The organism is Phyllobacterium sp. 01N428 (genome assembly GCF_056399405.1).
Genome location: NZ_JBFTRH010000034.1, coordinates 1 through 386 on the forward strand (window position 1 = coordinate 1; position 386 = coordinate 386).

Genomic DNA, 386 nt, shown 5'->3' on the forward strand with positions numbered 1-386 from the left:
CCACCTGAAAACGAGTATTCCCTATCAGAGCCGTGGAAGACCACCACGTTGATAGGCCGGGTGTGGAAGTGCGGCAACGCATGAAGCTTACCGGTACTAATAGCTCGATCGACTTGATCATTCTCATTACAAATATCCATCCAAAACGCCACAAAAGCGTGAAAAAGGTAAGTCGTAAGTCGTCAGTAGAAAAGTAGTGTCTTCACTACTCACTACTCACTACTCACTACTCACCTTCCCAAAACCCAGCTTCTCATTTGCTTGTTGCGCTTTGCTGACCTGGTGGTTACAGCGGGGTGGCCGCACCCGATCCCATTCCGAACTCGGCCGTGAAACGCCCCTGCGCCAATGGTACTTCGTCTCAAGACGCGGGAGAGTAGGTCGCT

The 386-nt window shown here is 51.3% G+C and carries 2 rRNA genes; both read left to right on the plus strand.

Annotated elements, in window-relative coordinates:
• Positions 1-121, plus strand: a 23S ribosomal RNA gene (locus AC1DNI_RS22820); the annotation flags it as partial.
• Between the two features lie 157 nt (positions 122-278).
• A 5S ribosomal RNA gene (gene rrf / locus AC1DNI_RS22825) occupies positions 279-386 on the plus strand; the annotation flags it as partial.